The 26,391-nt window shown below is 64.9% G+C and carries 32 protein-coding genes; 11 read left to right on the top strand and 21 right to left on the bottom strand.

Going from position 1 to position 26,391, the window contains the following annotated elements; all coding sequences use genetic code 11:
- The first annotated feature begins 66 nt into the window (after positions 1–66).
- Positions 67–537 (top strand): redox-sensitive transcriptional activator SoxR, encoded by a 471-nt coding sequence (gene soxR / locus ATE71_RS02715; RefSeq protein WP_058801895.1) that lies wholly within the window; start codon positions 67–69, stop codon positions 535–537.
- A gap of 55 nt (positions 538–592) precedes the next feature.
- Here soxR and ATE71_RS02710 read toward each other — a convergent pair whose 3' ends face one another.
- The 8 genes from ATE71_RS02710 to ATE71_RS22685 form a co-directional block, all read right to left on the bottom strand.
- The gene (locus ATE71_RS02710; RefSeq protein WP_058801894.1) at positions 593–883 is read right to left on the bottom strand and encodes a putative quinol monooxygenase; all 291 of its coding nucleotides are present in this window, start codon (positions 881–883) and stop codon (positions 593–595) included.
- Between the two features lie 14 nt (positions 884–897).
- Positions 898–1,482, bottom strand: a complete 585-nt coding sequence (locus tag ATE71_RS02705) for a carboxymuconolactone decarboxylase family protein (RefSeq protein WP_058801893.1) — start codon at positions 1,480–1,482, stop codon at positions 898–900.
- Between the two features lie 15 nt (positions 1,483–1,497).
- Positions 1,498–2,679 (bottom strand): acetyl-CoA C-acyltransferase, encoded by a 1,182-nt coding sequence (locus ATE71_RS02700; protein WP_058801892.1) that lies wholly within the window; start codon positions 2,677–2,679, stop codon positions 1,498–1,500.
- Positions 2,680–2,744: 65 nt separating this feature from the next.
- On the bottom strand, positions 2,745–3,203 hold the full coding sequence (locus tag ATE71_RS02695; RefSeq protein WP_058801891.1) for a MaoC family dehydratase: 459 nt from the start codon (positions 3,201–3,203) through the stop codon (positions 2,745–2,747).
- 78 nt (positions 3,204–3,281) lie between these two features.
- Entirely contained in the window at positions 3,282–4,496 is a 1,215-nt protein-coding gene (locus ATE71_RS02690; protein ID WP_082665037.1) for a mechanosensitive ion channel family protein, read from the bottom strand.
- A gap of 26 nt (positions 4,497–4,522) precedes the next feature.
- Positions 4,523–5,533, bottom strand: a complete 1,011-nt coding sequence (locus ATE71_RS02685; protein WP_058801890.1) for a DNA topoisomerase IB — start codon at positions 5,531–5,533, stop codon at positions 4,523–4,525.
- Between the two features lie 80 nt (positions 5,534–5,613).
- A complete protein-coding gene (locus tag ATE71_RS02680; protein ID WP_058801962.1) occupies positions 5,614–6,996 on the bottom strand; it encodes a putative O-glycosylation ligase, exosortase A system-associated in 1,383 nt (460 codons plus the stop codon).
- A complete protein-coding gene (locus ATE71_RS22685) occupies positions 6,989–7,153 on the bottom strand; it encodes a hypothetical protein (RefSeq protein WP_201022915.1) in 165 nt (54 codons plus the stop codon). Before ATE71_RS22685 ends, ATE71_RS02680 begins: the two co-directional genes overlap by 8 nt.
- Before the next feature lie 65 nt (positions 7,154–7,218).
- On the opposite strand from ATE71_RS22685, the gene ATE71_RS02675 reads away from it, so the two are divergent.
- Positions 7,219–8,427 carry a TIGR04063 family PEP-CTERM/XrtA system glycosyltransferase gene (locus tag ATE71_RS02675; RefSeq protein WP_058801961.1) on the top strand — a complete coding sequence of 403 codons (1,209 nt, stop codon included), beginning with the start codon at positions 7,219–7,221 and terminating at the stop codon, positions 8,425–8,427.
- 86 nt (positions 8,428–8,513) lie between these two features.
- The gene (locus ATE71_RS02670; RefSeq protein WP_235587878.1) at positions 8,514–9,317 is read left to right on the top strand and encodes a hypothetical protein; all 804 of its coding nucleotides are present in this window, start codon (positions 8,514–8,516) and stop codon (positions 9,315–9,317) included.
- Here ATE71_RS02670 and ATE71_RS22780 read toward each other — a convergent pair.
- Both ATE71_RS22780 and ATE71_RS02660 read right to left on the bottom strand, forming a co-directional pair.
- The gene (locus ATE71_RS22780; RefSeq protein WP_235587877.1) at positions 9,314–9,472 is read right to left on the bottom strand and encodes a hypothetical protein; all 159 of its coding nucleotides are present in this window, start codon (positions 9,470–9,472) and stop codon (positions 9,314–9,316) included. The two genes, ATE71_RS02670 and ATE71_RS22780, sit on opposite strands and share 4 nt — an antisense overlap.
- Positions 9,473–9,636: 164 nt before the next feature.
- Complete coding sequence (locus ATE71_RS02660) at positions 9,637–9,915, bottom strand: hypothetical protein (RefSeq protein WP_321164261.1); 279 nt, start codon at positions 9,913–9,915, stop codon at positions 9,637–9,639.
- A 121-nt stretch (positions 9,916–10,036) separates the two neighbouring features.
- On the opposite strand from ATE71_RS02660, the gene ATE71_RS02655 reads away from it, so the two are divergent.
- Positions 10,037–10,711, top strand: a complete 675-nt coding sequence (locus ATE71_RS02655; protein ID WP_058801886.1) for a helix-turn-helix transcriptional regulator — start codon at positions 10,037–10,039, stop codon at positions 10,709–10,711.
- A 24-nt stretch (positions 10,712–10,735) separates the two neighbouring features.
- Here the strand turns inward: ATE71_RS02655 and ATE71_RS02650 are convergent, their stop codons facing one another.
- Positions 10,736–11,041 carry a hypothetical protein gene (locus ATE71_RS02650; protein WP_058801885.1) on the bottom strand — a complete coding sequence of 102 codons (306 nt, stop codon included), beginning with the start codon at positions 11,039–11,041 and terminating at the stop codon, positions 10,736–10,738.
- Positions 11,042–11,219: 178 nt separating this feature from the next.
- Here ATE71_RS02650 and ATE71_RS02645 point away from each other — a divergent pair, with 178 nt between their 5' ends.
- Both ATE71_RS02645 and aqpZ read left to right on the top strand, forming a co-directional pair.
- Complete coding sequence (locus ATE71_RS02645) at positions 11,220–12,506, top strand: methyl-accepting chemotaxis protein (RefSeq protein ID WP_082665036.1); 1,287 nt, start codon at positions 11,220–11,222, stop codon at positions 12,504–12,506.
- A 114-nt stretch (positions 12,507–12,620) separates the two neighbouring features.
- Positions 12,621–13,346, top strand: coding sequence for an aquaporin Z (gene aqpZ / locus ATE71_RS02640; RefSeq protein WP_058801884.1), 726 nt, complete (start codon positions 12,621–12,623; stop codon positions 13,344–13,346).
- 36 nt (positions 13,347–13,382) lie between these two features.
- Here the strand turns inward: aqpZ and galU are convergent, their stop codons facing one another.
- Positions 13,383–14,246 (bottom strand): UTP--glucose-1-phosphate uridylyltransferase GalU, encoded by an 864-nt coding sequence (gene galU / locus ATE71_RS02635; protein WP_058801883.1) that lies wholly within the window; start codon positions 14,244–14,246, stop codon positions 13,383–13,385.
- Positions 14,247–14,344: 98 nt separating this feature from the next.
- Here galU and ATE71_RS02630 point away from each other — a divergent pair, with 98 nt between their 5' ends.
- The gene (locus ATE71_RS02630; RefSeq protein WP_160327999.1) at positions 14,345–15,145 is read left to right on the top strand and encodes a hypothetical protein; all 801 of its coding nucleotides are present in this window, start codon (positions 14,345–14,347) and stop codon (positions 15,143–15,145) included.
- A 12-nt stretch (positions 15,146–15,157) separates the two neighbouring features.
- Here ATE71_RS02630 and ATE71_RS02625 read toward each other — a convergent pair whose 3' ends face one another.
- The 5 genes from ATE71_RS02625 to ATE71_RS02605 form a co-directional block, all read right to left on the bottom strand.
- Positions 15,158–15,664, bottom strand: coding sequence for an OmpA family protein (locus tag ATE71_RS02625; protein ID WP_058801881.1), 507 nt, complete (start codon positions 15,662–15,664; stop codon positions 15,158–15,160).
- A gap of 31 nt (positions 15,665–15,695) precedes the next feature.
- Positions 15,696–16,919 (bottom strand): diguanylate cyclase, encoded by a 1,224-nt coding sequence (locus tag ATE71_RS02620; RefSeq protein WP_058801880.1) that lies wholly within the window; start codon positions 16,917–16,919, stop codon positions 15,696–15,698.
- Positions 16,916–17,404, bottom strand: coding sequence for a YfiR family protein (locus ATE71_RS02615; RefSeq protein WP_235587876.1), 489 nt, complete (start codon positions 17,402–17,404; stop codon positions 16,916–16,918). Before ATE71_RS02615 ends, ATE71_RS02620 begins: the two co-directional genes overlap by 4 nt.
- Before the next feature lie 186 nt (positions 17,405–17,590).
- Positions 17,591–18,127, bottom strand: coding sequence for a peptide-methionine (S)-S-oxide reductase MsrA (gene msrA / locus ATE71_RS02610; protein WP_058801878.1), 537 nt, complete (start codon positions 18,125–18,127; stop codon positions 17,591–17,593).
- Positions 18,128–18,179: 52 nt separating this feature from the next.
- Positions 18,180–19,058 (bottom strand): M48 family metalloprotease, encoded by an 879-nt coding sequence (locus ATE71_RS02605; protein ID WP_160327998.1) that lies wholly within the window; start codon positions 19,056–19,058, stop codon positions 18,180–18,182.
- Positions 19,059–19,215: 157 nt separating this feature from the next.
- Here ATE71_RS02605 and ATE71_RS02600 point away from each other — a divergent pair, with 157 nt between their 5' ends.
- The 4 genes from ATE71_RS02600 to rpsI all read left to right on the top strand — a co-directional run bounded on the left by ATE71_RS02600 (position 19,216) and on the right by rpsI (position 22,221).
- Positions 19,216–20,265, top strand: coding sequence for a COX15/CtaA family protein (locus ATE71_RS02600; protein ID WP_058801876.1), 1,050 nt, complete (start codon positions 19,216–19,218; stop codon positions 20,263–20,265).
- Entirely contained in the window at positions 20,262–21,062 is an 801-nt protein-coding gene (locus tag ATE71_RS02595; RefSeq protein ID WP_058801875.1) for a hypothetical protein, read from the top strand. The genes ATE71_RS02600 and ATE71_RS02595 overlap by 4 nt, the downstream gene beginning before the upstream one ends.
- A gap of 182 nt (positions 21,063–21,244) precedes the next feature.
- Positions 21,245–21,724, top strand: a complete 480-nt coding sequence (gene rplM / locus ATE71_RS02590) for a 50S ribosomal protein L13 (RefSeq protein WP_054586551.1) — start codon at positions 21,245–21,247, stop codon at positions 21,722–21,724.
- Positions 21,724–22,221 carry a 30S ribosomal protein S9 gene (gene rpsI / locus ATE71_RS02585; protein ID WP_058801874.1) on the top strand — a complete coding sequence of 166 codons (498 nt, stop codon included), beginning with the start codon at positions 21,724–21,726 and terminating at the stop codon, positions 22,219–22,221. Before rplM ends, rpsI begins: the two co-directional genes overlap by 1 nt.
- Before the next feature lie 191 nt (positions 22,222–22,412).
- Here rpsI and ATE71_RS02580 read toward each other — a convergent pair whose 3' ends face one another.
- The 4 genes from ATE71_RS02580 to ATE71_RS02565 are packed head-to-tail and all read right to left on the bottom strand — an operon-like array spanning position 22,413 to position 26,311.
- Positions 22,413–23,459, bottom strand: coding sequence for a phosphotransferase family protein (locus ATE71_RS02580; protein WP_235587875.1), 1,047 nt, complete (start codon positions 23,457–23,459; stop codon positions 22,413–22,415).
- Entirely contained in the window at positions 23,456–24,562 is a 1,107-nt protein-coding gene (locus ATE71_RS02575) for a hypothetical protein (protein ID WP_058801872.1), read from the bottom strand. Before ATE71_RS02575 ends, ATE71_RS02580 begins: the two co-directional genes overlap by 4 nt.
- Before the next feature lie 49 nt (positions 24,563–24,611).
- Positions 24,612–25,460 (bottom strand): metallophosphoesterase family protein, encoded by an 849-nt coding sequence (locus ATE71_RS02570; protein ID WP_058801871.1) that lies wholly within the window; start codon positions 25,458–25,460, stop codon positions 24,612–24,614.
- Positions 25,457–26,311, bottom strand: a complete 855-nt coding sequence (locus ATE71_RS02565; RefSeq protein ID WP_058801870.1) for a diacylglycerol/lipid kinase family protein — start codon at positions 26,309–26,311, stop codon at positions 25,457–25,459. Before ATE71_RS02565 ends, ATE71_RS02570 begins: the two co-directional genes overlap by 4 nt.
- Between the last annotated feature and the right edge of the window lie 80 nt (positions 26,312–26,391).

Below are 26,391 nucleotides of genomic sequence, written 5' to 3'. Positions count from 1 at the left end.
GTGTTGACGCGCGACTTATGAAAGTTCAAGTTAAGTTTAGGTCAAGCGCGAAGAGGAGCGAAGACGATGCACCGGACCGACCTGATCGCGATCGGTGAACTCTCAGCGCGAACCGGCGTCGCGGTGTCGGCGATCCGTTTCTATGAGGCGAAGGGGCTGGTCGAGGCCTTGCGCACGCGCGGGGGGCAGCGACGCTTCCTGCGCGCCGATATTCGCCGCGTGTCCTTCATCCTGATCGCGCAGCAACTGGGTCTGAGCCTCGAGGAGATAGCGGACGAACTGGCGCGGCTGCCCGCCGGGCGAACGCCGAACGGCGCCGACTGGACGCGGATCAGCACCGGATTGAAATCGCGGATCGACGCCCAGATCGCGGCGCTCGAACGGACCCGCGACCTGCTCGGCAATTGTATCGGCTGCGGCTGCCTGTCGCTCAAGAAATGCGGGCTGTATAATCGCGAGGACAAGGCCGCGCAGCGCGGGGCGGGGCCGCGCTATGTGCTGGGCGACCGGTCGGTGGAGATCGCCGAGATCGGCTGATGGGCGACGCCGGGGTTCACATCTATAACGGTAACTATCGGTCGAAACCAGCCGATCAGGCTGCGCTCAGCGTCTCGATCTCGGGCGCACCGGCGAGGCAGGGGCCAAGGCGCGCACCGATGCCGCGGAAATGGTCTGATGCGCGGTGCGCGTCGAGTGCGACCTGATCGTCATAGCATTCTAGAACTTTGTAGACGCCGGTCTCGCCCGTCTTGAACAGGCGGTAATAGCTGTTGCCCGCCTCGTTGGCATTCACCGCAGCGGCCAGTTCGGCGAAAACGCCTTCGAATTCGGCTTCCTTGCCGGACTGGACGCGCAGCGTCGCGATCACACCGATGGCACTCATATATCTCTCCCTTGTCAGGCTTTCAGATCGGGGTCGACGTCCCAGCCGTCCTCGACCTGGATGCCGAAGCTGTTCAATATCATCGAAACCTGCGTGTACTGGCCGACGGTCATGACGAGGTCCATGCGGCCCTTGTCGCCGATCGGCGCGAGTGCGGACCAGCTGGCGTCGGTCACGAAATGGTTGGTGGTAAGCTCGTCGGTCGCGCAGAGCATCGCGCGGTCGATATCGCTCCAGCCATCGGCGTCGGGACCGATCTTGATCCGCGCAATCTCGTCTTCGGAAAGTCCGCAATCGAGCCCGATGCGCTTATGCTGCGTCCACTCATAGCCCGAGCGGCAGTTATAGCCGGTGCGCAGGATGACGAGTTCGCGGTCGCGGGGTGAAAGCGCATTACGCTTCGACAGGATATAATTGCCCCAGCCAAGGAACGCGGTCAGCGCCTTTGGTGCGTGGGCGAGTGTGCGGAAGATGTTGAGGATCTTGCCGCCCCCGACCTTGCCCCCATCGGAAGCAAGGAAGGGTTCGAGCGCCGCGCGCTGGTCGGCATCGAGTCGATCCAGGTCGACCGGCTCGATGCGCGGAGCGTCGAGTCTCATTAACGGGGCCGCAAATCAGAAGACCTCGAACAGGCCCGCTGCGCCCTGGCCGCCACCGATGCACATGGTGACCACGGCATATTTGACGCCGCGGCGCTTGCCCTCGATCAGCGCGTGGCCGACGCAGCGCGCGCCGGTCATGCCGAACGGGTGGCCGATCGAGATCGAGCCGCCATTGACGTTGAGCAGCTCGTTCGGGATGCCAAGCTTGTCGCGGCAATAGAGCACCTGCACCGCGAAGGCTTCGTTGAGTTCCCACAGGCCGATGTCGTCCATCTTGAGCTCGAAGCGTTCGAGCAGCTTGGGGATGGCGAACACCGGGCCGATGCCCATTTCGTCGGGCTCGGTGCCCGCGACCGCCATGCCGACATAACGGCCCAGCGGCTGGAGGCCCTTCTTTTCGGCAACCTTGGCTTCCATCACGACGCACGCCGAGGCGCCGTCGGCGAGCTGGCTGGCGTTGCCCGCGGTGATCGTGTGGCCTTCGCCCATCACCGGCTTCAGGCTCGCGAGCCCTTCGAGCGTGGTGTCGGGACGGTTGCACTCGTCCTTGTCGGCGACGACGTCCTTGAAGCTGACTTCCTTGGTTTCCTTGTTCACGACGGCCATGGTCGCGGGGCAGGCGACGATTTCGTCGTCATATTTGCCTGCGGCCTGGGCGGCGGCGGTGCGCTGCTGCGACTGGAGCGAATATTCGTCCTGAACTTCGCGACTGATGTTGTAGCGCTTCGCCACGACCTCGGCGGTGCCGATCATCGGCATGTAGGTGTCCTTGTGCATCGCGATCAGCTCGGCGTCGGTCTCGATGAACACCTTGCCGCTGCCGCTGACCTTCGAGATCGACTCGATCCCGCCGGCGACTGCGATGTCCTGGCGATCGACGATGATCTGCTTTGCGGCGGTCGCGATCGTCATCAGGCCGGAGGAGCATTGGCGGTCGATCGACATGCCGGGAACGGTGACGGGCAGGCCCGAACGCAGTGCGATCAGCCGCGCGACGTTCATCGTTTGCGATCCCTGCTGCATCGCCGCGCCGAACACGACATCGTCGATCTCGCCGCCTTCGATTCCGGCGCGCTCGACCGCGGCGCGGACCGCGTGCGCGCCCAGCGTCGGAGCGAGGGTGTTGTTGAACGAACCGCGCGCCGCCTTGGTCAGCGGGGTACGGGCGGTGGAGACGATAACGGCGTCACGCATGATAGAAGTCCTTCTTTCTGAATCCGGTTATCTTAACGGGGGAGGTCGGCCGGTAATATTATGCTTTAGACGAAGAACTGGCTGATCCATTCGGCGATCAGCGCAGGCTTTTCCTCGCCTTCGATCTCTATCGTCACTTCGTTGGTCTGCTGCCACTGGCCGGGGCGCTTTTCTTCGAGTTCGAGCAGTTTTACATGGCTGCGCACGCGCTTGCCCGAGCGCACCGGGGCGAGGAAGCGGACTTTGTTGCCGCCATAGTTCACGCCCATCTTGACACCCGCGATCTTCGGGCCGTCTGTCTTTTGGCCGAGCATCGGGATCAGCGACAGCGTCAAAAAGCCGTGGGCAATGGTGCCGCCGAAGGGCGTGAGCTTGGCCTTTTCCTCGTCGATATGGATGAACTGATGGTCGCCCGTCGCGTCGGCGAATTTGTTGATCATGTCCTGATCGACGAGCACCCATTCGGATGTGCCCAGATGCTCACCGACCTTGGCTTGCAGATCCTGCGGCGTGATGGTGGCCATATCTGATCCCCTCCAATACTGGTTCGGGGCGCGTTCTAGGCCTCTCTTGCCGCGTTGCACAAGGGCCAAGGGCTTTGGCTAAGGCGCCGTAGCGTCAGCCTTCGGTGGCTTTGGCGTCTTCATCGTGACGCTTTCGGCATAGGGCAGAATCATCGTTCCGTCGGGCGCCGCGGTGAAGGTGGTTTGGGTCGGATAGGCGAAGTCGTAGCCCGCCTTCGTCAGTTCGTCGAAAACGCGGATGCCGACCGCGGTCCGCGCCGCGATCACCTCGTTATAATCGTCGCTGTGGATATCGGCGACGAGTTCGAAATCGAGGCTCGAGGCGCCGAAGCCGATGAAGCTCGAGCGGATGAACTCATGTTTTTCGGCTTCGACCTGCGCTTGGAGCAGCGCCGGTAGCGCGCGCAGCATGGCGGGGGTCGTCTGATAGACCACGCCGATCGCGAACTGCACGCGGCGACGGTGGAGATGGGCGTAGTTGGTGATTTCCTTCGACAGCAAATTGGTGTTCGAAATCACGAGCAGCTCGCCGTTCACTGACCGAAGATGCGTACTTTTGAGCCCGATCCGCTCGACGGTCGCGATGCTGTTGTCATATTTGATCGTCTCGCCGACGCGGAACGGCCGGTCGAAGATGATCGAAAGCGAGGCGAAGAGGTCTGAGAAAATGCCCTGCGCGGCCAGGCCGATCGCGATGCCGCCGATGCCGAGACCGGCGATCAGGCCGGTGACGTTGACGCCCATATTGTCGAGGATGACGATCGCGGCGACCGCAAACAGCGCGACGCTAATGAGCAGCCGGATGATACCCATCGCGTTCGACAGCGTTTCATTATGCCCCTCCGCCGCGCGGCGCTGGATCAGCCCGAGGACGATTTCGCGCGCCCAGATCGCGACCTGTAGGACTACCGCGACTGTGAAGACGAACTGGAGGATGTTCATGATCAGCGCGGGGGGCTGCGCATAGCCTGCGACCAGACGGATGGCGATAATCGCGAGCACGACCGACTTGGTCTTGTGGATCACGCGGCCCACGATGTCGGTCAGCGTGAATTGGCCCGGGGCCGCCTGCGCGCGCTTCAGTGCGAAGGTGCGCACCATTGAGAGGAAGAGGTAGATGAGCAGACCCGCGCCGATCGCGATGCCGATCTGGAGCCAGTGACCGTTCACCCAGGCGACGCTGGCGTCCCACCACATGCGCAAATCCTCGATCGGGTTGCTCGGAGGCGGGCTTTTGGTGGCGGGAGCCTTGGCGGCGGCGGTCGTGGCGGCGGTCAGGATAGAGAAAGTCATGGGGGCCTTTGGGGTCCTCTTGCAAGTCAGGCGGAGCGGAGCAACGCCGCGGCATCGGGCGCGCGTTCCAGATAGGTCAAAAAACCGCGTTCGTAACGCGAAAGATATCGGGTCGCGCGCGGCAGCTTGCCGGCGGCGGCGGCAAAGTCGCCGCGTTCCTGCGCCGCGGCGATCATCGCAGGGTGGATATAGGCTTTGCGCGCGATAGCCGGCGTGTTGCCAAGGCGGTCCGCGACATGTTCGAGCATCGCTTTCAGCATCGGCGGATCGGCCGCCTCGTAAAGGAAGGCGAAGGCCTCGACGCTCGCCGACCAGGTGCGGAAATGCTTGGCGCTGAATTCGTCGCCCATCGCCTCGCGGATATAGGCGTTCACATCGTCGGACGCGACCGAGCAGAGCCCGCCTTCATCCTCATATTGGAAAAGATTCTGGCCGGGCAGGTCCTGCAGCCGCCGGATCAGCGTCGTCAGGCTGCGATCGCTGATGATGACCTCGCGCTTCGCCCCGCCCTTGGCGACATATTTGAGGCGGAGCGTCTTGCCCGACAGGCTAGCGTGGCGTTGGCGCAGGGTCGTCGCGCCGAAGCTGTTGTTGGCCGCGACATATTGTTCGTTCCCGATGCGCAGCGCCGCGAGATCGAGAAGGCGCACGACCGCCGCGACGACGCGTTCGGAACAAAGCGTCCGCCGTTTCAGATCGTCGGCAAGGCGTGCGCGAAGAAGCGGTAGCGCGTGGCCGAACGCTGCGCAGCGATCATATTTGTCGGCCTCGCGCGCCATGCGAAACTCGGGGTGGTAGCGATATTGCTTGCGCCCGCGCGCGTCATAGCCGGTTGCGAGGATGTGGCCATTCGGTGCGGGGCAGAACCAGGCGTCCTCATAAGCGGGCGGGAGCGCGATCGCGTTGAGACGGTCGATTTCGTCGCGATCGCGGATCACCTTTCCCTTCGCATCGTGGTAGCGCCAGCCGACGCCCGAGCGTTCGCGGCTGATGCCGGGCAGATTGTCGTCGACATGAACAAGGCGCGGGGCGGGCATGCTGCAATAGCGTCCGGGCCGGGCGGATAGTTCCCGCTTCGGTGCCATCGCCGCCTTTGACCGGCCGACGATAAGGGCGATCAGTTCGGAGCGGGCACCGGATGGCGCGCCGGAACCTGTGCGGGACGCGCGGTCAGCGGGCGCCACCCCGCTTCCTGTTCGCGGCGGCGGCAATAGGTCGAAAGCCCCATTTCGAGCGCCAGCATCATATAGATGAAGGGTTGGAAGGCGATGCCAACGAAAAGCGACCCGACCATGTAGACGACATGGCCGTGCTGGAGCGCGGTCGCCAACGGCGCGATCCATTGTTCCTCGGCGCGCCGGGTCTTGAGGTAGCGCCGCCTGATCCGTTCCATCTGCACCAGCCCCACCGCGTGCAGCAAGAGCCATAGCGCAAGGCCGGGATATCCCTGCTCGCCCAGCATTTCGAAATAGCTCGAATGATAGGCGCGCGAATGTTCCTCATAGACCGTCGCTTCGGCATTTTGCGGTGCGTCGGGATCATAGGCGCTCGCCGCCCGTTCGACGCGGACGCTGTTCTGGATATAGGCTTCGAACCCGCCGCCGAACGGATTCTCCTTCGCATAGTCCCATGTCCACATCCACACGGCGACGCGTGTCGAGGCCGACTGGTCGGATTTGTGATCGCGGATCGTTTCCATGCGCTCGGTAAAGCTTTGGGGCAGGAAGGGGATCGCCGCGAAGGCGAGCAGCCCGGCTCCCGCGATATAGAGGAGGCGGTGTTTTACCGCGCGGAGCGACAGGATGGCGAGCACGGCAAGGCAGACGAGCCCGGTGCGCGCTTGCGTACCCACGGGCAGCAACATGCACGCAAAGCAGAGCGCGAAACAAAAGAGCGAGACGCGCCAGTCGGGCGGAAATATCGTGCCGTGGCGCCGGTACCACAGGATCAGCGGGATGATCGCGATGCCGACGGTCGACATGATCGACCCTTCGTACAAGCCGTAGTTTTCGTTGAGCAGCAACTGGAGCGTGCCGTAGCCGCCGCCGCCGGCAGCGGTCTTGAGTCCCCCGGCGATCGCGATCGACGCCGCCGACAGCAGCATGATCAGCGTCAGCGATTCGATGCGAAGCTTGGTGCGCAGGGTCAGCGGCAGGAAGATCGCCCAGACCAGCGCCTTCCATACCCAGCTCCATTTGTCCGCTGCCTCGACCGGGAAGTCGGCCTGGATCGTCGTCATCCAGCAATAGAAGAGCAACGCGATCAACAGGAATTGACGCCCCGACCATCTTGTGTCGCGCTTGTCGTCGACTGCCAGCCAGCCGACGATTGCGAGCCCGAACACGATCAGCGAGATCGGGATCGAGTTGATGAGGAAATAGCTCAAACGCTGCGGTGCGACGATGTCGATATAGCAAAAGCACAGCACGAACAGGAACGGCTTGCGGAAACCGACCCCGATGAAGGCGAAGAGAAAGGCGACGAACGCAATGTCACGCATCGCCGCGGACATCCTCTTCGGCGCGTTCGGCATCGCGGCGCTGCTGCCACAGCAGGCGTGGGCTGACCTCGCGGTCGAGATCGTCGCGATAGAGCAGGCGCCACAACGCGATCGCCATCAGGACGTGCGTCAGGCCAATGGAAAAATTGTCGACCATGTCCGCTCCCGCTACGCGATCGGGGTTGACGCCGCGTTAAGGCTTGTATGTCAATGCGCTGGTCAATGACCCGCATCTTGCACATCCTCGATCATAGCTTGCCCGCGCACAGCGGCTACACCTTTCGCACGCGCGCGCTGATGAAGGCGCAGCTCGCGAAAGGCTGGGCGGTCGGGGGGGTCACCGGCGTTCGCCACCCCGAACCTGGCGTGGACGGCGAGACGGTCGACGGGCTGACCTTTTTCCGTACGCCGGCGATCGCGCCGGCGCGCGCGCCGATCCGCGAATGGCGCGAAATCGGGGCGCTGGCAAAGCGCGTCGAGACGCTGGCGAAGGAATGGAAACCCGACGTGCTGCATGCCCATTCGCCGGTGCTCGACGGGCTCGCGGCGCTGCGCGTTGGCAAAAAACTTGGCATCCCGGTCATCTATGAAATCCGCGCTTTCTGGGAGGATGCGGCGGTCGGTAATGGAACCGGCCGCGAAGGCAGCCTGCGTTACCGGCTGACAAGGCGGCTTGAAACCCACGTGGCCAGATCGGCCGATGCGGTGGCGGTGATTTGCGAAGGGTTGCGCGGCGACCTGATCGCACGCGGTATCGATCCCGCCAAGATCATCGTCTCGCCGAACGGCGTCGACCTCGACCTGTTCGGCGATCCTGCGCCGCGTGACGATGCGCTGGCCGCGACCCTGGGCCTTGCGCCCGACGACGCCGTGATCGGCTATATCGGCAGTTTTTACGATTATGAGGGAATCGACGACCTGATCGCGGCGATGCCCGCGCTTGCGGCGGCAGAGCCGAAGGCGCGGCTCCTGCTCGTGGGCGGTGGGCCGATGGAAGCGGCGCTGAAGGCGCAGGCCGCTGCCTCCCCGGCGGCGGCGCAGATATGCTTCGTCGGCCGTGTCCCGCACGAGGAGGTCGAGCGTTATTATTCGCTGATCGACATTCTCGCCTATCCGCGCAAGAAGATGCGGCTGACCGATCTCGTCACGCCGCTGAAGCCGCTCGAGGCGATGGCACAGGGCAAGCTGGTTGCCGCGTCCGACGTCGGCGGCCACCGCGAACTGATCGAAGACGATGTTACCGGCAGCCTGTTCGCCCCCGACGACCCCGCGGCCATCGCGGGCGCCCTTGCGGCGTTGCTCGGAAATCGGACAATCTGGCCCGAACGACGGCGGACAGCGCGTATATTTGTCGAAAAGCATCGTAACTGGTCATCAAACATTTTACGTTACGAGCCGGTTTACCAGCGATTGCTGCGCGGCACCGCCTGATGCAGTTTGTCGAGGATATTGGGCCCCCGGCGGGCCGCACGGATTTGGACGGTATGGACGAGAGCAGCGAAAATTCTGGCAGGGCCATGGCGACCGCGCTGCTGCGTGCGCTCCGCCCCGCGATACCGGCGGTGATCGGCGCGGCGGCGCTGACCTTCCTGTTCGCGGCGGTGATGCCGATGTCGTGGGTCGCGGGGATCAGCTGGAATCTCTATCTCGATCGCCTGTCCGATTTTTTCGTTCCGCCGGTGGGCAACGCCGCGCGCCTGACGCTGGCCTTTGGTATGGCCGGGATCGCTGCGGTCTTTGCAGGGCTGGTGGCTTTGCTGATCGCGAAACCCGAGGCGGCCGGCCTGTCGTCGCTGCGCCGGCGTTTCCGGTCCGGCGGCGATAATGCGGCGAGCGACGACGAGGGCCTTAATATTCTGGCGCGCCGCCGCCGCGTCGACCGGCACCCCGACGACGCCCCACGTCCGCCGATTCGCGCGGGCCGCGACCTGCCTGCGGGCGGGCTCGGTCCCCTTCGCGCGAACGCAAACGACGAGGCGGTGGAGGTCGATCCGGCACCGGTCCTGTCGGACGCCGACGTCGTCGACGAACTCGTCCTTGCCGACCTTGCGCCCGTCGAAGCAATGGAACCCGGCGAAGAGCCGTGGTTGCAACCCGCCGAAATCGCGCCGCGGGCGATGCCGGAACCGACCGACCATTCGCTTGGCGCGATGGTTGCGCGTCTGGAAGCCGGTCTCGCGCGGCGGCGGCAGGCGCCCGTTGCCGCGACGGCCGCCATCCCCGTTCCCGAGAATGTTGCCGACGGGGCCCCCGAGGTCGATTTCGCCCTGGAGGCCGCGCTCGGCACGCTCCAACGGATGACTCGGCAAGCGGTCGGCTAATCCTCGACGGTCAATATTTCGATCCCGAGCACGTCGGGACCGGCGCCGCATTCGACCGCGATATCGGCAACGATGTGACCGGGCAGCATCCATTCGATCGCGGACAGCCGATCGTGCAGCGCGGCGCGCGTCGCCGCAGCATCGCCAAATGCCAAGACGCATGGGAAAAGGTGGCGCGCCCCCACGAAACTGGCGCTCGCCCATGGCCTGAAAGTCGAAGCGCCGAGCGCCGCGCCTTGGGGGAGTTCGCGCGCTAGCAGCCTGCGAAGGCGGCGGTGCGGGCATCCCGGCCGCAGCGGCCGCGCGGGTGACCATCGCATCATGCGCGTGCGTCCTTCCCGGTCCTACGGAAGGCGCGCGAGCGGCGATCGCCTTGCGGAACGACACGCCCGGCATGATGATCGGCGCGCCATTTGTTCATGAAATGTTCCGTACGACAGGTCACGCCGAGCCCGGGTTCGCGCCCGCTGCGCAGGTCGCTGACCAGACGTGGGTCGTGCACCGCCGCGCGTCCGAATACGCTGGGGGGCATGGAGGATTCTTTCAGAAAGACCTCGATCCGTTGTAACAGGCTGCGCTCCATATTTTCCTCCGTCACCGCGCTCGATACCGGGCGACTCACCCGATAGGATATTTCCTATTTGATGTTGATTTTCCTACTTGTCTAGGAAAAATCCTACTGCTAGAGACGAAATAGGAAGGGCCAGCCGTTCACGACCATGACCGATTCTATCGAGGACCCGCGCGCCGCGCTTGATCGCCTCCTGATCGAAAAGGGGATCGATTATGCGCGTCTGTCCGAAGTGATCGGACGCAATCCGGCCTATATCCAGCAATATATCAAGCGCGGTTCGCCGCGTCGGCTTGCCGAACAGGATCGCGCGCGTATCGCGGCGTACCTCGGCGTGTCCGAAGCGATGCTGGGCGGCCCGGTCCAGCGCGTCGCAACCCCGGCGCGCGGACGCGGTTCCGGTGCCGTCATGATCCTTGTGCCCAAGCTCGCAATCGGCGCGTCGGCGGGCGCGGGGGCAAGCGTCGATGGCGAACCGGTCGAGGGCGAAGTGGCGTTCGATCCCCGATGGCTGCGCGAACTCGGCGCCGACCCGCGCGCGCTCAGCATCATCCGCGTCGAGGGCGATTCGATGGCGCCCACGCTCGACGACGGCGACGATATCCTGGTCGATGGCAGCGATGCGGCGGCGCGGCTGCGCGACGGCATCTATGTGCTGCGCATGGACGATGTGCTGATGGTGAAGCGCGTCGCGCGCGCCCCCGGGCAGGGGCGCATTTCGGTGATCAGCGACAATCCCCATTATCGCAGCTGGGACGACCTGCCGATGGGAGCGGTGCAACTTGTCGGGCGGGTGGTCTGGACCGGCCGGCGGGTGCGGTAACCACTCAGGGTTCTGTCCCTCGCCCTATCGCGGCGTGGCCATCTCCGCTTCGATCTCATGGTCCAGCACTTCGGCGCGCCGGCATTGTTCGGCGTTGCCGTGCCGACATTTTTCGGCGGCCTTGTCGCGATCGCGCGACAGCTTGCCGAGGCGCTCCTCGCGCTTGCGCAACTCGCGGCCACGATTGCGGTCGGCCTCGTCCTGGCTTGTGGTCGACCAGTCGGCGACCTGGCCGACGGCCTTCACGGGAGCGGTGACGACCGTCTTGACCGCGCTGACGCAACCCGAAAGCAGGGGGATAGTCAGCGCAGCGACAATGATGACACGCATTTTATTCTCCCTCGCTGACGGCGCCTCATCGCATAGCCGGGGCGCCGTGAACAGAAGATTGCGATAGACGGCCCGTCGTTTTGGCCATTGTCACAGCTCTGAAACAATTGGTTAAATTTGCCTTTACTATCCTGGTCTAGGTCGGGGCACCCGATCCTCCGCGCCGTGAAGAGACAAGATGAGCCCCGTCGACCTAGTTCTCGCCCCGACATCCGGCCATTCGGCTGCCATTGGCGTCGATGCGCAATTGTCCGACGTGATCGATGCCTTTCGGGCGGACCCCGATTTGCGCATCCTCGCGGTGCTCGATTCCGGTCGCGTGCCGGTCGGGATCGTCCGCGAACAGCGGATTCGCGAACTTCTGTTCTGCCCCTATTGGTTTTCGCTGATGCAGAATCCGACGATCGGCGGCTCGATCGCGTCGATGATCGAACCCTGCCTGACCGCCGATGTTTCCGAAACGACGGCGAACCTGCTGCGCATGGTGTCCGATTCGAAACGCCATGAGGGGCTGGTCCTCGTCGACGGCGGACGCTTTGTCGAAACGCTCGACGGGGCGCAACTGGCGCGGCTTGCGATGCTGCGCGAGGTGGAAGTGGCGCAGGACCGAGCCGCGCGCGCGGCGCGGGTCGACGATGCAGGGTACCGGTTCCAGCAGGACATCGCCGCGCTGACCGCGACGCTTTCCGACATGGCGCGCGAGGTCGAGGGCGTGGCGCTCAAATTGTCGGCGCGCGCGCAGCAGACCGGGCGCGATGCGGTTTCGGTCGCGGGCGCGACGGCGCAGACCTTGACTGGCCTGCGCGAACTCGGTGATCGCGGGCAAGCGCTGGCCGGATCGATGGCGCAGATCGTGGAGGATGGTGCGCGCGCCCGCGCGGTCCGGCACGAGGCGCATCTGAAGGTGAAGCAGGCCGGCGAACGCGCAGCGGCGCTGAAGGCCGCGAGCCAGTCGATCGAACAAATGCTGCGGCTGATCATCGACATGGCGAGCCGCACCAACATGCTGGCGCTCAACGCCGGCATCGAGGCCGCGCATGCGGGCGATGCCGGGCGCGGCTTTGCCGTCGTCGCGGCAGAGGTGAAGTCGCTCGCCAGCCAGACGCGGGTCGCGGCGAGCGATATCACCCCCTATGTGAACCGGATCCGCGACATCGTCGAACAGGTCGCCGCCGGTTTTGCCGAGGTGGAGCGCGCGATTGATGCGAATAACGGTTTTTCGGACGCCATCGACCAGGCGGTCGACGGACAAAGCGCGACGACGCTGGTGATCGCAAGCTATGTCGAGCAGGCAGTATCCGCGGGGCGCGAGGTCGACCAGCGTGTCCAGCATATCAGCCGCGGCGCCAATGCGGTGGGCGAAGGCGCCGAATCACTTGGGCGTCTGTCCGCCGGGCTGACGCAGGCCGCGACATCGCTGCACCAGCGCGCGCGCCAATTCGTCGAGGCGGTCGCGGTCGCCTGACCGATTTTCTCATGAAACCCTGTCCCAATTCAACGGCTTGTCGCAAAATTGCGTCGTGCTAGGATGGTGGCGCGCCGGAGGCGTCGATGGCCGCCGGCGGGGAGGAGGGTCACCATGACGAATATCCAAAAGGGTCTGGCCGAGTTCATCGGCACATTCTGGCTTGTCTTCGGCGGCTGCGGCAGCGCGGTCCTCGCCGCGGCTTTCCCCGACGTCGGGATCGGTTTGCTGGGCGTTTCGCTCGCCTTTGGCCTCACCGTGGTCACGATGGCCTATGCGATCGGGCATATTTCGGGTTGCCACCTGAACCCGGCCGTAACCGTCGGCTTGTGGGCGGGCGGGCGTTTCGACGCGCGCGACATCCCGCTTTATGTCGCTGCGCAGGTGTTTGGTGCGATCGTGGCGGCTTTCCTGCTTTTCTACGTTGCCAGCGGCAATCCCGCCTATGACCTTGCGGCGAACGGTCTTGCGGCCAACGGCTTCGATGCCGGTTCGCCTGGCGGCTACGATGTCATTTCGGCGCTAACAATCGAAATCCTGCTCACCGCTTTCTTCTTGTGGATCATCATGGGGTCGACCGACGGCCGCGCGCCTGCGGGTTTTGCGCCGATCGCAATCGGTCTGGCGTTGACGCTGATCCATCTCATCTCGATCCCGGTGACCAACACCTCGGTCAATCCGGCGCGGAGCACCGGTCCCGCGCTCGTCGTCGGCGGCCTCGCGTTCCAGCAATTGTGGCTGTTCTGGGTCGCGCCGATCGTCGGCGGACTGATCGGCGGGGTGCTTTACAAGACGCTCGGCGCCGACAGTTTCCCGAAACCGAATATCGAAGGCGAATGACCGTCGGTCCGGCGGGGGCTTCAGCCTCCGCCGGTCCTATTTGAGCAGGTCGACCGCAAAGGCGCGGACGTCGGCCGCCATGTCGGGGCGCTCGAGCGCGACGGCCAGATTGGCCTGGATATAGCCGGCCTTCGATCCGCAGTCATAACGAGCGCCGTCGAAGGTCACGGCGTGGAAGGGCTGCGTCCCGATCATCGTCGCCATCGCGTCGGTAAGCTGAATCTCGCCCCCCGCGCCCTTTTCCTGCCGTTCGAGGACGCGCATCACTTCGGGTTGCAGGATATAGCGGCCTGAGATGATGAGATTCGATGGGGCATTTTCGGCCTTGGGCTTCTCGACCAGTCCCTTCACTTCGGTCAGCGCGCCGTCGCGCGCGCCTGGCGCGATGACGCCATAGCTCGAGACCTGCTCGTGCGGAACTTCGAGGACGGAGATCAGGTTTCCGCCGACCTGGGTGTAGGCATCGACCATCTGTCTCATGCAGCCGGGCGATCCGTGCATGAATTCGTCGGGCAGGAAGATTGCAAAGGGTTCGTCGCCGACGATATCGCGCGCGCACCAGATCGCGTGGCCCAGGCCGAGCGGTTCCTGCTGGCGAACATAGGCGCAGTTGCCGGGGCCAAGCCGCGTCGGTTCGAGCACGCTCAGATCCTTGCCGCGTTCGGACATTGTCTTTTCGAGTTCGAACGCGACGTCGAAATGATCCTCGATCGCGCTCTTGCCGCGTCCGGTGACGAAGATCATCTGCTCGATCCCCGCTTCGCGCGCTTCGTCGACCGCATATTGGATCAACGGCCGGTCGACGACGGGCAGCATCTCCTTGGGGATCGCCTTGGTCGCGGGGAGGAAGCGGGTGCCGAGACCGGCGACGGGAAATACGGCTTTGCGGATCGGTTTCATGCGCGGGACTTAGCCGCGAATTTGTTGCGTGGAAAGGCGCCGAAAAATCATTGCGTGGCAATGCCGTTCAAGCGAAGTTGACGCATCGCGTCGACCATATGGCCGACCAAATGGGGGATCACATGCGTTTTCTCGCTGTTGCCGGCCTTGCCGCCGCGCTTTCCATATCGACCGCGCCGTCGGCCATGGTGCTTGCCGCAGCGCCAGTCGGCGCCACTGAAGCCCATCGGGCTGCGGCCCTCGACCTTGCGCGGCTGATCAACGAATCGAACCAGCTCGAAAAGCAGGTCGACAGGATGCTTGCTGGTATCGCGGCGCAAGGTTTTTCATCCGATCCGAACTTGATCGCGCTTCAGCAGGAATATCCCGGTGCCGACAGGATATTCGTCGATGCGATGCGGCCGATCATGATGAGCGAGCTCGCACTGATGATGCCGGAGTACAATCAGGCCATCGCCGATTTCTTCTTCGACCGTTTTACCCAGGCGGAGATAGGTGAACTGGCTGTTTTCTGGCGTTCGGATGCGGGCCAGGCCCTGCTGCGGTCGGTTTCGAGCAACGTCGATTTCGCTGCGACGGCGAAGGAGGTCGTGGCGCAGATGGAGAATGAGGGGCCGTTCGCCATCAGCCGCGAAGCCGTCGATGCCGACAAGAAGAAGGCGGTCGCCAGCGGCGTGAATGCCTTGGTCTCTCAACATCGGGTCGCGGTCATGCGCTTTGGCCTGACGCCTGTAGGGCGCAAGATGGCGAAGTTCGTCGAACAGAAGAATGAGATCGACCAGAAATGGGCCAACCGTGCGGTGTCGCCGGAAGCCGAGGCGCGGATCGAGCGCGAAGTCGGTGGGGCGCTGCTCGCCTTTATCGAAGAAGAGGACCGAAAACGCGCCGCCGCGCAATGAGGCCGCGGACGATCATTGTGGTTGCGGCGCGACGATCACGACGACGCGGCGGTTGTCTTGGCGTCCCTCGGGCGTCGCATTGCTTGACAGCGGCAGCGTTTCGCCGCGGCCGACAATCTGGTCCGCCGTAAAGCGCATGCCATTGGCCTGCATCGGCCCCGCGACCGCCTGCGCGCGGGCTTGCGACAAGGTCAGGTTATAGGCCGAGGTCCCGGTCGAATCGGTGTGACCCTCAACCCGGGCGGTGGTGATGCCCACCGAAACCAGCTTGGCTGCGATGTCGCCGATCCGTTGCTGCTGCTCGGCGGGCAGGGCGCTTTCATTGGAAGGAAAGAGCAGCCGTTCGGGCATGCTCAACGCCCAGCCCAGATCGGTTTCGACGAAACCCTGCGACTGGAGCGCCGCGATTTGCGCCGGGGTGAACCCGGCGGGCGCCGGCATGCTCTGGCAGGCCGCGAGCAACGCCGCGAAGGCGGCGACGAGGAAATGGCGAATCTTTTGGGGTAAGGGGGCAGTCACGGGGGTCACTCCACTTTTTCATGCACTCAAGTCATCGAGAACGGTGGCTCATCTTGTCGGCGTACATTGCGGCGTCGGCCGCGGTCAGCAGGGCGATTGCGTCGTCGCCATTGTCGGGGAAGGTCGCGACGCCGACGCTGACGGCCGGGCGATAGGATTCGCCGCCGGGCAGCAGGATCGGTTCGGCGACACTCGTCCGGATGCGGGCTGCAAGCCCGTCGGTGCGTGTTTCATCGTCCAGTTCGACGATAACGACGAATTCGTCGCCGCCGATGCGTGCGGCGAAATCGTCCTTGCGCAAGGTTTCCTTGATTCGCGCCGACAGCGCGACCAGCACGACGTCGCCGGCAGCATGGCCGAAATTGTCGTTCGCCGCCTTGAAATTGTCGGCATCGATAAACAGCAGGGCAAAACGGGCACCGCGCGTTTCCGCTGCCTGGATACGCTGCCCCAATTGTTCATCGAACGCGGCGCGATTCGGCATTTCGGTCAGCGTGTCGTGCGAGGCCCGGTGCGCGAGCATCGCCCGCTCGCTTTCCATATGGCCCTGCCAGCCCTGCAATTCGTCGAGCAGCGCGTTGATGTCGCCGCCCAACCGGTCGAGTTCGGCGATTCCGAGCGGCTGGACGCGCTTGTCGAAGCGGCGATGCAGGCGGACGTCATGCGCGACGGTGGCGATTTCGTTGAGCGGCTTGACGAGCTCATATTCGAACCGCCGCGCGAGGAATATCGTGCCCAATGCGGTGACGAGAAGGCAGCCGAGCCCTGCGAGCAGGCCGATGCGGACATAGTCGATCAAGGTCGAGCTGTCGCCCCACACCTCGATCGTCCCGATGATCGATCCGTTGCGCTGGACGGTCACCGCGAAGGGTCGCGGAAAGAAGACACGAGTAAGAATCGGCGCCGGGTCGGCGGCCGGCGATGTCCATTGCGTGAGCGGCCGGCCGACATCGTCGAGTACGCGCAATCGCGCGATGCCGGGGATATGTGTCAGCGGCTCGAGCCCTTCGCGGACCGCCACGGGGTCGTTGAAGACCAGCGCCGGTTCGACGCCATACGCACCGAGCCGGGCCGCCAATTCCATGTTCCGGTCGGCGTAGCCGCGCAGCGCGGTGACCCCGGCAAGCAGGATGGTAAGCCCCGAGAGCGCGACCGCAAACAGGGTGATGCCGAAGTGAAAGCGCGACAGCAGCTTCTGGAGCGTCGTACGGGCACCGATACGTTCGACGGGTCGGTTGGCTGCGGGGCCGGTCATGACGCGCCCCCGCCGATCCGCAACACGCGCGGATCGATCCGCAATGGCCCGCGGCCGATCGCGTCGAGATTGACCGAGAAGCTGACGCTGGCGGGCCTGTTCTGCAAGCAGAACATTGCGCCATAGATGCACGCGGCATCGTCGTCGGTAATCGTCAGGATGGGACGGCCGCGGACCCAGGCGATCAATTGGCGGCGATCGGCGACCGGCATCCGACCGAGGAACAATATGTCGCAATCGGTTCGCAGCATAGCCGCGTCGGCCGACACGCGGCGAACGACCACCGATCCGGTACCGGGGACATCGGGAGCCATGCGTTCGGTCAGTCGCGGCGACCCGACCAAGCACATCAGCCGGCTGGTCGTGGCCGACCCGTCGGGCCAGCGGGCATAGCTGACGATTCCGCCGACCATGCGGTTGACGGCACGCGCCATGCCGTCGACGTTGTCCTCGACAATCGTCTGGCTTGCGGCCTGGACCGACATCTGGGGCGTTGTGGTCAACGCACCGATCAGAAACAGCGATGCCAGCACGCGGCAGCGACCCCCAACTGCGTTTCAGGGGCATCCTGCCCCAACGAAGCGGCGTCCGCTAGACAAAACGACTGGAAAGTCAATGAAAAGTGACGTCATGCGGCCATATTGCAACAGTCGCTCGACGGCGTCTTTTTCCTATCCGGCGCGTAATCGATCGCCGAAGCCCTTGCGCAATTTGGCGAGCTTGGGCGGAATGACTGCCATGCAATAGGGATTGCGCTGACCTTCGCCTTCCCAATAGGCTTGGTGATAATCCTCCGCCGGATACCAGTCCGATGCGCTTTCTATCGTCGTGACGATCGGTGCGGGCCAATCGGCGGCTGCGCGGTCGATGCCGGCGCGCGCCGCATCGGCCTGTGCGGCATCGAGCGGAAACAGCGCGCTGCGATATTGCGTTCCGACATCGTTTCCCTGGCGGTTGAGCGTCGTCGGATCGTGCGTCGCGAAATGGACGTCGAGCAGGTCGTCATAGGAGATGACCGCGGGATCGAAGGTGATGCGGATCGCCTCCGCGTGGCCGGTTTCGCCACCGCACACCTGTTTGTAGGTCGGGTTGGCGACATGGCCGCCGATATAACCGCTTTCGACCGCTTCGACCCCCGCGAGCGACTGGAACACGGCTTCGGTGCACCAGAAGCAGCCTCCGGCGAAAATGGCGGTCTCACGGGTCATGGGTCGATCCTTGTTCGGGAGTGAATATTCCCAAAATAGGATGCGCCGGGCATCATTCCAAGGGCGGTAGCGCGTCGATCAGCGGCGGGCGCGCCGCCGGACGGGCGGTGCGCGATGCGCGCATCGCCGCGATCTCCGATTCGATCGCGGCGATCCGTTCGCTGCGCGGCGGGTGCGTCGCCGCACGCATGAGCGGGCGCTTGTGCCGGTTCCAGAACCGGATCGCGGCCGCAGGATCATAGCCTGCATCGGCCATCAGCCATACCGCCAGTCGGTCGGCTTCGAGTTCGGTCGCGCGAACCCGTGCCGCCGAGCGGTCGCCGGCAAGATATTCGCGATGACGAAGAATATTATGGGCAAGTTCGTGCGCGACGACGGCGGCGAGTTCATCGTCATCGACAATCGACCGGGCGAGCTTTAGGGTCATGCGGACCAATATCCCGTTCGCTGCGGCCTGTACGCCGTCAAGCTCGACTCGGAAGGCGCTGGCGCAGCCCGATGCCGGCGCCATGACGTAGAGGCGTCCAGCGGCGTCGGTGACCGTCCACTCGGCGGCCGGGTCGAGCGTGTAGAGCTTTGCGATCGCCGTATCGATCCGGATCGTCGAACCGGTACTCGCCGCCGCGATCGGGTCGCCGTTTATCGCGGCAATCCGGGTACCTCTGGTCAGTCCGGCGCGATCCGCGGGGGAGCCGGGGGCGATGGCGGCAACATATGCCTCGTCACCGTCTCCATAAGTTCTGCGCGCTGCGGCGCGGTCGCCGCGCTCGAATTGGCGGAGGTCGCCGAGGATCCATCCGGGTTGCGGCACGACTTGGGGACACCAGCGCGCGCCCGCAGTGGTCAGTCGATAGCCGACGGTGGCAAGGCGCGTCTCCTGATCGGCGAGCCCGGAATAATAATCGGCACCGCTGCTTGCGGAGGCGGCCACCGGAGACATGGCAAGCAGCAGGACGGCGGACAGGGATCGAACGGGTCGCGGCATCGCGGCGACTTATCAATGTCCGGCTTTCGGGGCCATGAATTTCCCCCAAACGATGATTGCCTGCCCTTGCCTATCGCCCGCCAAGCGCCGATAGGGCGGGGCGATGACGCACGATCCCGTTCCGCCTGTCCCATCCCGCGAAAATGCTCGTCCCGCCGCGCTCGCGCGCTGGCTCTGGGCGGTCGCACTCCTCGTGATCGTCGTGGTAGGGGTCGGCGGGATCACGCGCCTGACCGAGTCCGGGCTCTCGATCACCGAATGGCGCCCCGTTTCGGGCGTGATCCCGCCGACCACCGAAGCCGGCTGGGTCGCGGAGTTCGAGAAATACAAACGCATACCGGAATATAAGGAAATCAACGTCGGCATGACGCTGGCCGGGTTCAAGGCTATTTTCTTCTGGGAGTGGCTGCACCGCATCCTCGGCCGACTGGTCGGCATGGCGCTGGTCGTGCCGTTGATTTGGTATGCCTGGCGGCGCGCCATCCCGGCAGGCTATGGATTGCGCCTATTTGCGCTTGCCGCGCTGGTCGGGCTGCAAGGGGCGATTGGCTGGTGGATGGTCGCGTCGGGGCTCGAATATCGGACCGACGTCAGCCATTTCCGCCTTGCAACCCATTTGCTGACCGCGCTGTTTCTGCTTGCCGGACTCGTCTGGACCGCCCGCGACCTCGGCGCGCTGGCGCGGAGCCCCGCATTGCGCCCGGCGCGTCTGACCGGTCCGGCCATGGGTGTCGTCGCAATCCTGTTTGTCCAGCTGCTGCTGGGGGCATGGGTCGCGGGGCTGAACGCCGGCTATGTCGCGAACAGCTGGCCGTTGATGAACGATCATTTCGTGCCCGAGGGGATCGACTGGACTGGAGGCGCATGGCTCGCGCTGACCAACGACCCCTTCCTCCTCCATTTCCTGCATCGCTGGTGGTCGTGGATCGCGGCCGGGGCGTTGCTGCTGCTTGCGCGGACGTTGGCGCGGCGCGGCGCCCGCGGCGAAGCGCGGCTGCTGGTCGCGGCCGTCACGGCGCAGATGCTGCTCGGTATCTGGACCGTCGTGTCGGGGGTTTCGATGTGGGTCGCGGTGATGCACCAGGTCACGGGCGCGATCCTCGTCGCGGTTGCGGCGGCGGCGCTGCATCGATTGGGCCGCGGGGCGGCATGACCGCGGCGGGCGCCTTGTTCGGCGCGCTGTTGCTGCTTGCGGCCCAACCCTTGCCAACGGGCGATGCCGCTCCGACGGCGATGACCCATTTCCACTTCGCCCCGCCGGTCGATCGGCCGATGACCTATCGCGTGACGACGCGCCGGATCGACCGCGACGGGGTGCTGATCAATTTTGCGCTCGTCTATGCCTTGCAATGGGAGCGGCTGGGACGTGGTTACAGGCTTCGGGCCGTGCTGCAGCGGATCGATTCCGACGCCCGGCAGGAGGTGACGCGCGCGCTGACCTTGATGCTGGAACCGCTGGTCGGCCAGGAAATCTCCTACCTCGTGGCGCCCGATGGTGGCCGTGTCGATCTGGTCGATCCCGATGGTTTGTGGGAGCGGGTGACGGCGCGGATCGAGGCTGCGGGCACCGAAGGCGGGCGGAGCGAAGCCAGGCAACTCGCGCAGATCGTCGCCGCGCTTCCCGAGGCCGAGCGCGATCGGTTGGCAACGGCCGACATTCGCGCGCTGATCGCGCCCGCCAACGGGGCCATTCCCGTCGCGACACAGGGTGCCGGCGCAAGCGTTTCGATGCGGCACGATGGTTCGCGCCAGACCTTTGCCAAGGTCGAACGCGAATCGGCCGCCGTCGGCGCTACCGCCCGGCCGCTGGAAATCGACAATCTGTGGACCGTAGATGCCGCGACCGGGCTGGTTGTCAGCGAGCATCGGCAAAGCTGGATCGTCGAACCGGATGGCAACGGGCGGAGGCTTGTCGAGGAGCGTGTACGGGCGCTCGAAACCGGGCCCTGATTGTCAGGGTATCATAATACCCGTCAGCAAAGCCGCGCGATGCTTGACTTTCGATGCCGATTTCGTCATTGGCCCGCTCCGAAGCGCCGCTGCGTCCGTCCGGACAGGCGGCGCGGTTTGTTTTGGGGCGCCCGGTGCGGTTATCGGGATGGCTCTGGTCCATATCTGTCAAGGAGCGTGCCATGAAGGCGCTGACCAAGACGACCGTTTCGGCGAACGCCGCCACGGTCGAAAAGAAATGGGTGCTGATCGACGCCGAAGGCCTTGTCGTGGGCCGCGTTGCATCGATCATCGCCAATATCCTGCGCGGCAAGCACAAGCCGTCGTTCACCCCGCACGTCGATTGCGGTGACAATGTCATCGTCATCAACGCCGAGAAGGTGGCGTTCACCGGTAACAAGCTGCAGGACAAGCGTTACTACAAGCACACCGGCTATGCCGGCGGCATCAAGGAAACGAGCCCGGCGAAGATTCTCGAAGGCCGTTTCCCCGAGCGCGTGCTCGAAAAGGCTGTCGAGCGCATGATCCCGCGCGGCCCGCTCGGTCGCCAGCAGATGCGCAACCTGCGCATCTTCGCCGGTACCGAACATCCGCATGAAGGGCAGAACCCCGAAGTGATCGACGTCGCTTCGATGAACCGCAAGAACAAGGTGGGTGCATAATGGCTGACGAACAGACCATGACCGATCTCAAGGACCTGGGCGGCGCCGTCGAAGGCACCGTCGCCGCGCCGGTCTCGACCGCGCCGCTGCGCGAAAAGATCGTCGACAAGCAGGGCCGCGCCTATGCGACCGGTCGCCGCAAGGACGCCGTCGCCCGCGTGTGGCTCAAGCCCGGCACGGGCAAGATCACGATCAACGGCCGCGACCAGGAAGTCTATCTCGCGCGTCCGACGCTGCGCCTTGTCATCAACCAGCCCTTCGGCCTGACCGAACGCGTTGGCCAGTATGACGTGATCGCAACCGTCAAGGGCGGCGGCCTATCGGGTCAGGCGGGCGCCGTGCTGCACGGCATTGCGCAGGCGCTGACCCGTTTCGAACCGGCGCTTCGCGGCCCGGTCAAGGCGGCTGGCTTCCTGACCCGCGACAGCCGCGCGGTCGAGCGTAAGAAGTACGGCAAGGCCAAGGCCCGCCGCAGCTTCCAGTTCTCGAAGCGCTAAGATTTTTCCGCCGACGGGTGGAGAAGGAAAGGGCGGTCCGGCAACGGGCCGCCCTTTTTCGCGTCGGCTTTGGGGTAGGGTCGGGATCTCGCCGGTGCGCTATTCCGTCAGGTAGATATCCCGGCCTTCGCCGGGATGACGATGAAACAAAGGCCGGCCGACGTCCGCAACCGGTCGTTAGCGTCCATTCCCTACAGCAACCCCAAACTCCCCAGCACGAGCGCCTGCCGCGCCGGTCGTTCGGCCATCACCGCGAACATCTCATCGCCTCTTGTCGTGCGCTCGACGCTCATCGAGGCGAAGACAGCCATGAAATAGCCGCTGAGCGCGCCGACCCGATAGTCGGTCCACAGGCCGGCAGCGTCGGGGGCAATGCCGCGCCGTTCGAGCGCCGCGATCCAGTGGTCGAACGCCGGTCGGTCTGCCGCCGCGCGCTCGAACGGGTCGGCGATGCTGGTCCCGACGAGATAGGCGAGGTCGGTCGCGCCGCTGCCGCGCCCCAACGTCTGCCAGTCGACGAGCCAGCAGCTCTCGCCATCGGGCGCGAAGAGGATATTGTCGATGCGCAGGTCGCCATGGACGATCGTCCGCGCCGAGCCCTGCCGCGCGAGATAGGCGTCGAGCCGCTCGATGATCCCCGCGCCGAGGTCGAGCACCGCGGGTTCGAGCCGCGTCGCATAGCGTTCGCGAAAGCCGGCGTAGAGATGCGGAAACAGCGCGCGGATCACGTCGCCATTATCGCGCGCAAGCCAAGGCAGGTCGTCGAGCCGCGGATCGTCCCAGAGCAGCGCGTGCAGCCGGGCGGCGGCGTCGATGCACGGAACGAGTCCAGCGAGCCCCAGCCCCGCCAGCTGGTCGCCCTGCCGCGCGGGCGCGAGATCGGCGAGGATGAGGATGAAATCGACGTCGTCCTCGGCAATTTCGGCATGGTAACAAGCGGGCGCGGCGACCCCGCTCCCGGCGGCGAGCTCGCGATACCAGCTCACTTCCTTGACATAGGTACCGGTCAGCTTCGCGATATGGCGGCTGGCCTCGTCGTGGCTCGGGCATTTGGCGACGACCGTAGCGGGCGCACCCACATCGCGTGTCCAGTCGAGCGTCAGGCGATAACTGTCGCACATCTGCCCGGTGCCGACCTTGGCGACCGTGAAGCCCCGTAGCGCTTCGGCATCCTGCCCCAGCGCCTTCGCCAGCCACGCCGGCGACATCGCCTCGGGCGAGGTGGGGAAGCTCGTCAAGGGGCGGGGTCCATCAGGCCGTTAAGGCCGGAGGGCGCGTGCGGCCCGACGAACAATTGTTCGATTATGCCGATGCCGCGATGGGTGGTGCCGCCGTCGACGAGCTCGGCGGTCGCCAGCGCCTGGATATGCATCGCCAGCGGATTGCCCCAGCCGCGCTCGGCCTCGGCAAGCGTGTCGTGCTCCACCGCGAGGTCGGGGCCATGGTCGAGGCCATGGCCCCATACAGGATGCGTGTAACCGAGGCCGCTCATTGCGAAGACCGGGCCGCTCGGGGTGAGCGTCAGCGCGCATCCGTGTCCCAGATCGGCAGTCATCTGCGCGACGCGGCGCGTGCCCGGGACCCATTGGATTGCGAAATTAGCGTCGGCGAAATGCCGCTCGGTGCCGTCCTCGCTGCTCTCGCTGTCGCGGGCGATCACGCCGCGGCGGTTCCACGGGCTTCCTGCGCCATCGTCGTTGCTGTGGAAGAAGAGCGAGCGGTCTTGGAAGTTGCACGGTGTCCACAGCCAGAAGAACTGGTTGAAATTGCCCTCGGGCGGCGGCTGCGGTTCGCTCGCCCCGACGGGACGCACGCCCCAGCTGCGGTCGCGCGTCCCGCTCCAGCCGTCGCCAAGCTCGACGCGCTCGCCATCGACCGACAGCCACCCCGACCAGCTGCCGTTCTGGGTCATGCGCGTATAATCCATGAACAGGCGCGTTCCGTTGCGGCGGGTGAAGCGCGGTTCTTCAATCGGAAAATGGCGGTTCTTGAAGCGCAGCTCGCCCTCGAGTGGGCCATCGTTCGGCGAGATATGGAGCGTTAGCATCTGGAGCGGGATGTCGATGTCAAGAATGATCGGGCCGACCGACAAGTTGAGCCGCTCGCCGCCCGACCGGCGGCTGCCTCGCAGATTATATTGGACACCGCCCGAGATGACGCAGAAGCTCGCGTCGACGATGCCGAGCTGCGGATAGAATCCCATCGCCGCGGCGAAAAAGACCGACCCGTCGGGGCTATAGCCGTTGAAGAAATAGCGGTCGTAGAAGTTGCGGTCGGTCCCGGCGAACGCGATCGGTTCGCTGGTCTGGTGCAACGGAAAATCGTCGCCTCTGGTCAGCATATGTCCTCATCCCGTTTTTTCTTGCAACGTAACGGGATGCGGCGCGGCGTCAATGCACCGGCGGATCGATCGGCGGCACTGCGGCGACCGGGGCGACCGGCTCGCCCGGCTCGCGCGGAGGCAGTGCGTCGGCCGGTACATCGGTGATCTGCATGTCGTGCGTCGGGACGTGATCGAGGTTCCGCACGCGCACATCGATTCCCGCGCCATCGACGATAAGGTCGTTGAAGCTCGGCGGGGTAGAACGGATGCGCTGCGATAGCGTACCCGCGCCGATCATGCGGATCGGGCCTGCGGCGGTCGTCTTTTTCAGGTCGAAGGCATCGTGGACGTGACCCGTCAACACCGCTGCTACACCACGCTTCGCCAGCGCCGACAGCGCATGTTCTCCACCGCGCGTCAACGCACGTCCTTTCGTTCCGGCCTCGACCAAAGGGTGATGCGCGGTTACCAAAACCGTCGTGCCCCCGGGCAGCATGTCGATCGCCGCCAGCGTCTTTTCGAGCGCCGCGGCCGTGACCCATCCTTTCGACCAGTCGAGCCGCCATTGCGCGCGCGCCGTCGTCTTCAATGGCACCACCGCGACCCCGGGGAGGTCGATTTCGCGCTCGACAAGGCGCTCGATCCCGCGAATGCGGCGATAGGGAAAGAAGAATCGCTCGACGGGGTTGAAATAAGGCAGGTCGTGATTGCCTACCTCGACGGTCACGGGCACGTCGAGCGCGCCGATCCAGTCGCATGCCGCAGCGAATTCGCGGCTGCGCGCGCGCATCGTGAGGTCACCCGTGATCAGCACGGCATCGGGACTCTCGCGCTGCACGCAGTCGGTGAACCAGGCGAGCGCCGCACGATCCTCCAAACCAAAATGCAGGTCGCTGATGTGAAAGAGCCGCGTCATGCCGTGGCGCGCGTTACGATGAAGGCGACCGGCGCGGGGGCGATGGAGACGGTGACGCGCGCGCTTCCCTCGGTCGATTCGCCGTCCATCAACAGACCGAGCGGTTCGGCCGAAACGATCGTCGCGCTGGGCCGCGTGGCGAGCTCTTCGCTGGGACCGTCACGAAAATCGCCGCCAATCCAAGCGATAGCGTGCCGGAGCAGCAGGGTGGGTGTATCGGCCAGCAGGCCGTCGATCATGATGCCGTCGGCCGAAGGCGTCATGCTGATCGCCTGAAAGGCGCGGTCATCGCCTTCGAGATGCACCGCTTCGCCGCCCATGCTTTGTTCGAAAGCTTCGGGGACGAGCGCGGCGGCGCCCGCGATGTCGCGCTGGCGCACCTGCTCGCGCACTTCCGCCCAGATCGTCGTCGGCCCCGCAATCATGTTAACCATCGCACGGCCTGCAGGACATTCGACCGTCGGCGGATATTCGCGCCTGCAGCGCCCGGCAAGCGCGTCCGCCAGAATTTCCTCGAGCGGGCGGTCGCCGTGGAGCCGTTTCGACAAAAGGTTGAGCGTGCCCCCGGGAAGCACTAGCAGCGTCCCGCCCCACCCAGCCAGCGCGGCCACGGCGGCATTGATCGTGCCGTCGCCGGTCCAGACGATCGCAGTGTCGATGCCGTCCGCTTCGAGCCGGGAGCGGGTCGGAAGCGCGTCGTCGGGCAAGCAGAAGTGCGCGACGATCGGAGATCCGGCATCGCTACAAAGCGCAGCGATCTGCTCAGCTCGTTCTTCGTCGTAGCTCCCGCTCTGGTTGTTGCAGACAAGCGCGGGGCGGGCGGGGCGATAGGTCATGGGCTCGATACGCATGACATGGGAAAAGGTAACCGATGTTGTACGCTTGTTACGAGCGCGGGCGCACTGTAGGGCGCGGACCTTATGACGGGGCG

The sequence above is a fragment of the Sphingopyxis sp. H115 genome (assembly GCF_001468465.1).
GTDB lineage: Bacteria > Pseudomonadota > Alphaproteobacteria > Sphingomonadales > Sphingomonadaceae > Sphingopyxis.
The sequence above is the reverse complement of the archived record's forward strand: the minus strand, read 5'-3'. Positions and strand labels throughout refer to the sequence as shown.